Source organism: Rhizobium sp. rho-13.1 (assembly GCF_007000305.1).
In the GTDB taxonomy this organism is placed as follows: Bacteria; Pseudomonadota; Alphaproteobacteria; order Rhizobiales; family Rhizobiaceae; genus Rhizobium; species Rhizobium rhododendri.
The window spans coordinates 1-1,247 of the sequence record NZ_SCFL01000074.1; the positions used below are offsets into that span (position 1 = coordinate 1).

A 1,247-nucleotide genomic window follows, 5' to 3' on the forward strand; every position below is an offset into this window, starting at 1 on the left:
TAGGCCGTGTTGACAAAGTGGATTCCCAAATCGGTCGAGGCATGATTCAAGACTGCTTTTTAGGAGGCAGTTTTGGCGCGAGGCGATCTAAGCGATGCGGAGTGGCATATAGTCGAGCCGTTTCTTCCCAGCGAAAGAGGACGTAAATCCCGTCCGGCCCATGACAATCGGCGCTATCTGAATGGCATGTTGCATGTCCTGCGCGTTGGCTGCCCATGGCGCGACTTGCACGAACGCTATGGCAAATGGAATTCCGTTTACGTTCGTTTTCGCCGGTGGGCAAAGCAAGGCATATGGGACGCATTGCTTGAGACCCTTGTGGAGCTTGGCTTGACCGACAACTGGCAGCATATGATCGACAGCACGATCATCCGAGGCCATTCTCAGGCTGCTGGCGCAAAAGGGGGACTGATAAGGAGGCTTTTGGTCGATCACGCGGCGGCTTTACGACAAAAATCCATGCCCGCGCAGACGGTCAAGGCCGTCCTCTTGGCTTCATCCTAACAGGCGGTGAGGTTTCTGATTACAAGGCAGTCCCTCAACTTCTTGCAATTCCCGTCACTCGTCCGCGAAAGATGCTTGCGGATAAAGGATATGATGCAGATGCCGTCCGAGAAGAGCTCCTCCTGCACGGCACTCGTCCCGTAATCCCACCGCGCTCCACGCGAAAGCATCCGCCATCTTGCGATTACATCGCCTACAAAGACCGGAACCGCATCGAACGGATGTTTAACAAGCTCAAACAGTTCAGGCGGATCGCAACACGTTACGACAAAACGAAGGCTTCGTTTGCGGGCTTCCTCGCTCTTGCCTCAGTCAAAATATGGTTGCCCTTCATGTGCGCGAGGCCCTTTTAGGGCGCTCCTTCTCCGCTCCCCAGAAGGCGAGCCGAGCCTTCGGCGCTTCTTTGATAACAGAAATTTGCATGTGAGCCCGAAGTTCACTGCGAAAACGTGAGGCGTTGCGGGCTCCCCATACGCCAATGAAGCATTCCCCTGAGACGTCGCTCTTGAAGACCGCTGCACCGCCGAACGAGGAAGATAGGCCGCCTTCGCCAACCACGCCCCCGTCGCCGTAAACCGCTACGACGCGGTCCAGTGGTGCAACACTGACCACGGTGTCGCCGGACGGGGCGAAACCTGAGCTTCTAAATAGGTAGACCGGGCACGAAGCTATTGTCATCCGCTGAACATATCCAGATCGCGATCACTCACAAGCGCCCAATCCAACTTTGTCAACAGAACCTA

Annotated in this window: 1 pseudogene; it reads left to right on the forward strand. The window is 55.6% G+C overall.

The window, feature by feature from the left end:
- Nucleotides 1-72: 72 nt before the first annotated feature.
- A pseudogene (locus tag EQW76_RS28680) lies at nt 73-857 on the forward strand (IS5 family transposase).
- Nucleotides 858-1,247 lie beyond the last annotated feature (390 nt).